Raw genomic sequence first — 6,801 nt, 5'->3', positions numbered from 1 at the left:
TCCCTGCTTTAGCAGCAGCAACAACTTGGCTATTTCGTTTTCTATGAGTCATATAGATAGTGACCTGTTGATCCGTGATTCGTGTTCCCGGCACAGTGAACTCCCTCCGTTCTGCTGTACCGAACCTTATCAGACCAACCGGCCAAGATAATTGTCGCTAGACCGGCCACCGTAATTGTCGCTCAATAGTGAGTTATCGCTGCAAGTTGAATACACATTTGATAGCCCAGTGAGCCACACTTGGAATAATGGCTATCTATAACAATCAGTGCCCTGAATATAAGAGGGATAAAAGGACGTGAGGGTTATGAAACTGCTACCTTTGAAAAGTCAAGCATAGTGGAATATATGCTCAGTACTAGAATGACTTTTTAAATTTCGCGTATGCAATGGCATGCTGGCGAATGATTTCAAGGGCCACTTCGTCGTCCATACAATCACAAGGTGGACTTTCCAGCTTGGGCAGACCTTCGACCTGTCGTAAAGGCTTGCTTAGCCATTTCCAAGAAGCAGGAATGCTTTTATCAACTAGTCTGTCACTAAGGATCTCCAGTATCTCTTCTACTTTATCTGGATATTTGAACCAACTACTAGGCTTAAAGGCTGACTTCTTCGCTGGTAGCCTGCAGGGTAGTTGAGATGCAGCAAGCTCTTCATCTGTAATATGATGAATTGTCCAATCAGCAAGTGCACTCAAGCTTTTGTTAGCTCGTCTGGAGTTATCGTCGCTTTTGATTGGTACTATAAGGCCTATCTTCACTTTACCTCGAAACTGCAACTTATTGTACGCGTGTATTTTACTTAGTGCCGGTGCTAAGTCGGTATCATTGGTTACGAATACAACCTGTTCTAGGTCTGGTTCAGTGAGTACGTCATAGACCGCTTCAATCGCGATGTTAACATCACTTTGCTTCTCTTCAAGCTTCCATATCTTTACACGCTGTGAGTCTCTAGGCTGTTTTTCATTTCCCTTGTCGTCTTTTTCGACGCAAGGGAACTTTGCCTTGTCAATCGCATAGCTACCCTTGATTGTTTCGAGACGTGAGGCGCAGTGGATATGCAAAGCTAGATGATAGGAACGCTGGTCGTTGAGAGAAGTGTTGTCAGATGCTGCTTTTTCGGATATCTCAGCTGTGAAGAATTTAACTCCAGTATTCTCATCTAAGACAGAACTACGTTCCCCTGAGCGAGCTAACAGGCGTTCTGATAAAGAAACTGGGTCTAGCCATTTGTGAGGTGTTCCTTTGAGACACCCAAAGTAGAGATTATAACCGTCGATATATATTCTTGTTTTCACGTCTATTTTGCCCTAAATTGAAAAAACCGACTCAAAGGTCGGTTTTTTCGCCCAGTTCCAGGGGTCTGTATGTCGCCACGCGTGGAAAAGGGTAAGTTGTAGGAAAAGTGTACAATAGTCGTGATCGGTACGCAACAATTGAAATCAATAGTTTAAATTGAAAAAACCGACTCAAAGATCGGTTTATTTCGCCCAGCTCCAGGGGTCTGTATGTCGCCACGCGTGGAAGAAGGGTAAGTTGTACACAAAGAATAGCGAGCCGAAGAGCTTTTTGCAAGATTATTTAAGTGTTTGTCATTGAACTATACTGATAAGGATTAACTCCCATTGAAGTGGCTTTTCAACACCAAAACTTATCCGCACCTTTTTTAACTTAAGTTATTAATTTAAGAGCGTTATGTCCAATTACGAATCAGAGAAAAACCCGCTTCTATTCTCCCAAACACAACACGATCTTTCCCGTGAAACGCTCGTTCAATAGCGAGCGTCTTCAAATCACTCAAGCGCCAGTGTTAAACGCTAGCCGGCAATCACCCATTGGCGGTCATTGTCCGCACCCTCAGTGAGTGCATAAAAAAGTTGTGCGCGGGCGTCGTCACTGGGGGCAATCACGTCATAAATACCGCTGATTGGTTGGCCGTTTTCTTGGGTATCTACCCGCATGGCGGCGGCGCAGGTTTCGCCGTGTTGGGTGCCAATGCATAAAGAAACGCGAGCCTCGGCTACTTCTACGCCATCTTGAAGCGCTAATTGTGCGAAGTATGCCAGCATGTTTGCATGATCTGATTCTGGCCACTGTTTGGCCTGAAGTTTGGCGTATTGGATCATCAGTGGATGGCTATCGACCCAGTAGATTGTTAATGGTTGAGTGGTCGGCGCGGCAGGCATGACGAAAGGTTTTGGCGGCTGGCTAGTGGCGTGATAGATATCATAACCGGCGAGGCTTTCTTGGGTGGGAAACTGTGCTTGTTTAACATGACAAGCCATCCAACGTTGCTTGATATCAAAATGGGAAATAATTGCCGGCGCGTTCATAAACACCCTTTTCATTGCCTACAAAGGAAACGTATCATAACCGAGTCGGCGTTCAGAACAAACTGCCCCTCGCCAATGCCCGCCAATATAGCCTGCTAGAGATCACAGCTTCAGTGTGAATGATTTAAATATGAGCAGACGCCATGCGCTGAGTTGCGTAAAATAGGAAGTAGAAATCCCATTTTTAGCGATAATTGAGTTCCTCTTTTATGTCAGGTCAGCGACTGCGTGCACAATTTTCCCGCCTTTATCACCACTTTAATGGTGAAGATACAGATACCGCCCTACAAGCGGTCGCCGATATTTTAGTCTGCACGCGGCGCAATGCGCGTATGGTTTTGAGTAAGTTAGAGGAGCATGGTTGGTTAACATGGCAACCCTCTGTTGGGCGAGGCAAGCTGTCACGTTTAACGTTCTTACGCAGCGAATCGGCATTGCGCGAAGAGCAGGCGGCACAATGGCTGACACAAGGTAAAATCGATCACGCCTTGGCCTGTTTAGATCATGATGCCACCAAGTTGGTCACCTTGATTCAAAAGCAAATGGGGCCGAGTACGCAAAATGGTCGTCAAATTGTGCGTTTACCTTATTATCGTCAATTAGAAGAGCTTGACCCACGTGGGCCACTGCGCCGTTCAGAGCAGCACTTAGTGGGACAAATATTCAACGGCTTAGTGCGTTATCGGGGCAATGATCGCATTGTCGTCGCCGATTTAGCACATCATTGGGATGCTCTATCCGCAACTCAGTGGCGCTTTTACTTACGGCCGGGCGTACGATTTCATGACGGACGTTTGATGACAGAGCATGATGTGATCAGCAGTCTGTCTCAACTTGCCACACGGCGTTTTTTCGCCATATAGCCAGTGTGACATCACCAGGGCCGAGAATGATTGATATCAACCTCTCTTGCCCGGATCCCCTTTTCGATCATGCGCTCACGCTCCCAGAAGCCTTAATTCTCCCGGCTGATTGTGATAACGACAAGCAGTTTGCTTATCAACCCATTGGCACCGGCCCGTATCGCGTGGCTGAGCGGCAAGCGCATCGTTTGGTACTTGAAGCCTTTGATGATTACTTTGGTTATCGCGCGCTAACGGATCAGATCCAGATTATGGTCTTTGATGAAGCGGCGATGTGTTATCTCACGCCGAGTACCACGCTGACCCCCGAGCGACTCGCGAGTCATCAGACAACCTTGAGTCAAAAACTTGAAATGGATCAGGGCGCCGGATACTTATTGCTTAACTGCCGTGATGGGCTCGCCAAACAGCCGGCATGGCGAGAATATTTGCACGCCAAGTTGTCATCGCTGCAACTGCTGCCACGCTTAGCAGCAAACGGCATGGGCGAGTATCGATTATTCAATGCTTACGGATTAATGCCAGGCTGGATGCATCATACACAAGCCGAACAGCAGCGAGTTGCGCCGGGCCCGACGTCTTTGACGGTAGCGTATTTATCGGATCACCCTTTGTATCCGTTAATTGCTCAAGCAATGAAGACCCATTTGGCGGAAGAGGGCATCACGGTGAACACGTTAGCGCTGTCTCCGGCGGATTATTTCAGTGGCCGTTACAGTCGCAAAATTGATATTTGGTTGGGGGCAATGAGCTTCGGTGAGCGAGGGCAGGTTGGCTTATTCAACTGGCTTGGCACTCATAATTTGGTGTTACATGCATGTACGGATGCGCTTGTCACCAAGATAGAGACGGAAACACAACGTTGGCGTGACACGCAAGATGATGATTGTGCCGAAACTTTGGCGCGTTGTCTGGTTGAGCACCAGATGATCCCGTTATTCCATATTTGGATGGGCGTGATGGCGACGCCAGATTTGCAAGATGTCGCTTCTAATGCCGTGGGATGGTTCGATTTTAAATCGATATGGCATAAGCCTAGTTAAGCTGTCTCGTATTCTTCGGGGCCAAGTGGAAAAGTTGCGGTCATGAGCAAGTATTTGTGCAGTGGTAGGCTGTCTTTTATCCTAAATAAAGGATGAAAGATACGATAGCGTCCTTCGGTTAATCCGAGGGGAGAAATGGCCTCTGAGAGACTAGAGGTTGCTGATGTGAGCCGAATGCCTTGCATTCGATATGCCTCTGCGTGGATTGGCTGGTGGCCTAACCACCATGATGGAACGGCTTTACTCGCGTTAGTTCGGTCAATCCAATGGTCACTGACAATGATCACGCGTCCAGGCTCAGAAGGATCAGTGATACCGTGATTGAGTAGCCACGCCACATCGCGCACTAGAGCATCTCGACAGGCATTATTGCCACTGAGTAAGCGGTGCGCCAGGATATAAATTGCGCTGTCATCTAACTGGAGCTTATAGACGGTTTGACTATGTGGGCGAGTGTCGTCGAGAAGATGAAACTGCGCTGGCTTATCATGCGCTTCCAGGACACGCATCAGACGACGCGCTAACGCTTTACCCATATGCGTATCGCGCATGCCTCGATTGTGGACTGTCGGATAGTGATGTTCGCACAGCTTGACACAATCTTGCTGAAAGTGGCGCAGTGCCAGCGAGACCAGATCATCTAACAAAAACGTGTTACTCCTACCAAAACATCGATACAGCGTTTATGGCTACATCGCCTTGATTAAAGTATGTAGTATATCACTTAAATCACCCAATAAATCAGAGAGAAACGCTACGTTGTGCGCACTTTCTCATCGTGCCTTCATCAACTGACCTATCTTTTTACAGTGATTGGTGGATTTATCGGCCGACATGCCGGCCGCTGAAGCATAGAAATGATAGATATTTATTTTTTTGTTGCGAAGGTGTGGCCAGCCATAAGAATGAGGAGAAAAAGACGATAGTGAATGTGACAAAGTGGCTGGGGCGCGCGTTTATTGTTGGTCGAACCCGACAGATGCTTGCTCTAATGACTCAGTTCTCGATACGGGGAGGACTGCTGCTGTGGATACTCTATGTGCCGACAGGACTGGCTGCGAGTTATCTGTTACCCAAGGATGGAAGTCGGTTGGTTGGATACCCTGAAACTCATCACGTTGAAGAGGGCGAACATCTTGAAGCCATTGCCAAACAGTATAATGTGGGTTTTTTGACGCTCCTGGCATTGAACCCGGGAGTGGACCCTTACTTACCTGAGCCTGGCAGCTTGGTGCGCTTACCTCGGCAATATCTGTTGCCGAAACCGCCCCATGAAGGGATTGTGATCAACTTAGCTGAGCTTCGCCTTTATTACTTCCCCGCGCAGAGTGCTGCAGTTAAAAAAGCGGGGGAAAGCGTATCCTCGGCGGATAAAAACACGCGTCGGCGGGTCCATATTTTTCCGATTGGGATTGGACGGATTGGGCGAGATACACCCAAGATGGATACCTTCATTAGCCAAAAGCGGAAAAATCCGACGTGGACTCCGCCTCAAAGTATTAGAGACGAGTATCGACAAACGCGCGGGGTCAGCTTGCCCGATGTGGTGCCGGCCGGGCCTGATAATCCCCTGGGTAAACATGCGTTACGCTTGGGGTATGGGCATGGTGAGTATTTAATCCACGGGACCAATAAATCGTTTGGGATTGGCTTACGAGTGAGTGCCGGTTGTATTCGCTTGCGGCCTGATGACATTGCTTGGTTATTCGATGCAGTGGATGTGCGTACGCCTGTGCGTATCATTGATACACCGACTAAAGTGAGCCTTGAGCCTGATGGACGTCTGATGGTTGAGGCGCATCGCCCGCTATCTACAACGCCTGATGAAGCGCATAAACGCATCACTCGGACTCCGGATCCTGGCGTTTTATCTCTATTTGAGCACTTTGGCCTGTCGACACAGCGTTACCGGGCGGCTTTAGCGGTACAAGAGGGTGCGCCAATTGAGGTCGCATCTTTAACGCCAGCTCAACAGCAACAGTGGAAGCGTCTGAACCGCGAGTCAACAAGCCAGCTAGACCCCCTGCAACTAGAGACAGCGCAATAAAAAGACAGCGCAATAAAAAGACGGCGCAGAGTACGCCGTCTAAGGGTGTCAATTCTCTGAACCACGTGGTTAGCTGATTGTCACTATCGCCTATTTTGTATAGGACTGAGCCATATTATCAATGCGCTTATTGGCGCGTTTTGCCTCTTCATGTGCCATTTTCGATGTGTCTTTTGTCTCACCAACGTCATTTTTCATCATGGAGACATCATTAGATAACGCATCCACTTTTGCAGATAAATCATTGACACTTTGTTGCAATGCGGTGGTGTTAGTGCAGCCCATCAATAAAGCGCTTGATGCGATGGCAGCTAAAGCCATTGGACGGATTTTCATAGATAACCTCGCAACTGTTGTTTGAAATCGTCATCACGTCAAAAGGATCGCGCGCAGACGCGACTATTTTCAACTTTAGTACAACTGATAAGAGATTTTGCCTGCCAATCTTTYCCTWMGCTATCAATATCCTTTTACTGTCCACGTCATCGTATTCACCTTATTAATCGGTATCGCTGT

The 6,801-nt window shown here is 47.8% G+C and carries 7 protein-coding genes; 3 read left to right on the top strand and 4 right to left on the bottom strand.

All coding sequences use genetic code 11. The annotated features are described in order from the left end of the window. Window positions 1-358: 358 nt before the first annotated feature. Together DZ54_RS0116460 and DZ54_RS0116455 are read right to left on the bottom strand one after the other, a co-directional pair. Entirely contained in the window at window positions 359-1,297 is a 939-nt protein-coding gene (locus tag DZ54_RS0116460; protein WP_025675274.1) for an NYN domain-containing protein, read from the bottom strand. 519 nt (window positions 1,298-1,816) lie between these two features. Further along, window positions 1,817-2,332 carry a hypothetical protein gene (locus DZ54_RS0116455; protein ID WP_025675272.1) on the bottom strand — a complete coding sequence of 172 codons (516 nt, stop codon included), beginning with the start codon at window positions 2,330-2,332 and terminating at the stop codon, window positions 1,817-1,819. A 209-nt stretch (window positions 2,333-2,541) separates the two neighbouring features. Here DZ54_RS0116455 and DZ54_RS26485 point away from each other — a divergent pair, with 209 nt between their 5' ends. Both DZ54_RS26485 and DZ54_RS26480 read left to right on the top strand, forming a co-directional pair. Beyond that, window positions 2,542-3,195, top strand: a complete 654-nt coding sequence (locus tag DZ54_RS26485) for an SgrR family transcriptional regulator (protein WP_240474062.1) — start codon at window positions 2,542-2,544, stop codon at window positions 3,193-3,195. Between the two features lie 26 nt (window positions 3,196-3,221). Then, window positions 3,222-4,238 carry an ABC transporter substrate-binding protein gene (locus DZ54_RS26480; protein WP_240474061.1) on the top strand — a complete coding sequence of 339 codons (1,017 nt, stop codon included), beginning with the start codon at window positions 3,222-3,224 and terminating at the stop codon, window positions 4,236-4,238. Here DZ54_RS26480 and DZ54_RS0116445 read toward each other — a convergent pair. After that, complete coding sequence (locus DZ54_RS0116445) at window positions 4,235-4,885, bottom strand: hypothetical protein (RefSeq protein ID WP_025675270.1); 651 nt, start codon at window positions 4,883-4,885, stop codon at window positions 4,235-4,237. The two genes, DZ54_RS26480 and DZ54_RS0116445, sit on opposite strands and share 4 nt — an antisense overlap. 278 nt (window positions 4,886-5,163) lie before the next feature. On the opposite strand from DZ54_RS0116445, the gene DZ54_RS0116440 reads away from it, so the two are divergent. Continuing rightward, complete coding sequence (locus tag DZ54_RS0116440) at window positions 5,164-6,285, top strand: L,D-transpeptidase family protein (protein WP_420804866.1); 1,122 nt, start codon at window positions 5,164-5,166, stop codon at window positions 6,283-6,285. A gap of 90 nt (window positions 6,286-6,375) precedes the next feature. Here the strand turns inward: DZ54_RS0116440 and DZ54_RS0116435 are convergent, their stop codons facing one another. After that, window positions 6,376-6,621, bottom strand: coding sequence for an Lpp/OprI family alanine-zipper lipoprotein (locus DZ54_RS0116435; protein WP_025675267.1), 246 nt, complete (start codon window positions 6,619-6,621; stop codon window positions 6,376-6,378). Window positions 6,622-6,801: the final 180 nt, after the last annotated feature.

The organism is Salinivibrio socompensis S35 (genome assembly GCF_000513715.1).
GTDB classification, from domain to species: domain Bacteria; phylum Pseudomonadota; class Gammaproteobacteria; order Enterobacterales; family Vibrionaceae; genus Salinivibrio; species Salinivibrio socompensis.
This window is presented reverse-complemented; position numbering and strand designations above follow the sequence as displayed.

Coding starts and splice junctions, on each gene's coding strand:
- DZ54_RS0116455 (WP_025675272.1), bottom strand. CDS start 2,332: ATGAACGCGCCGGCAATTATTTCCCATTTTGATATCAAGCAACGTTGG.
- DZ54_RS26485 (WP_240474062.1), top strand. CDS start 2,542: ATGTCAGGTCAGCGACTGCGTGCACAATTTTCCCGCCTTTATCACCAC.
- DZ54_RS26480 (WP_240474061.1), top strand. CDS start 3,222: ATGATTGATATCAACCTCTCTTGCCCGGATCCCCTTTTCGATCATGCG.
- DZ54_RS0116435 (WP_025675267.1), bottom strand. CDS start 6,621: ATGAAAATCCGTCCAATGGCTTTAGCTGCCATCGCATCAAGCGCTTTA.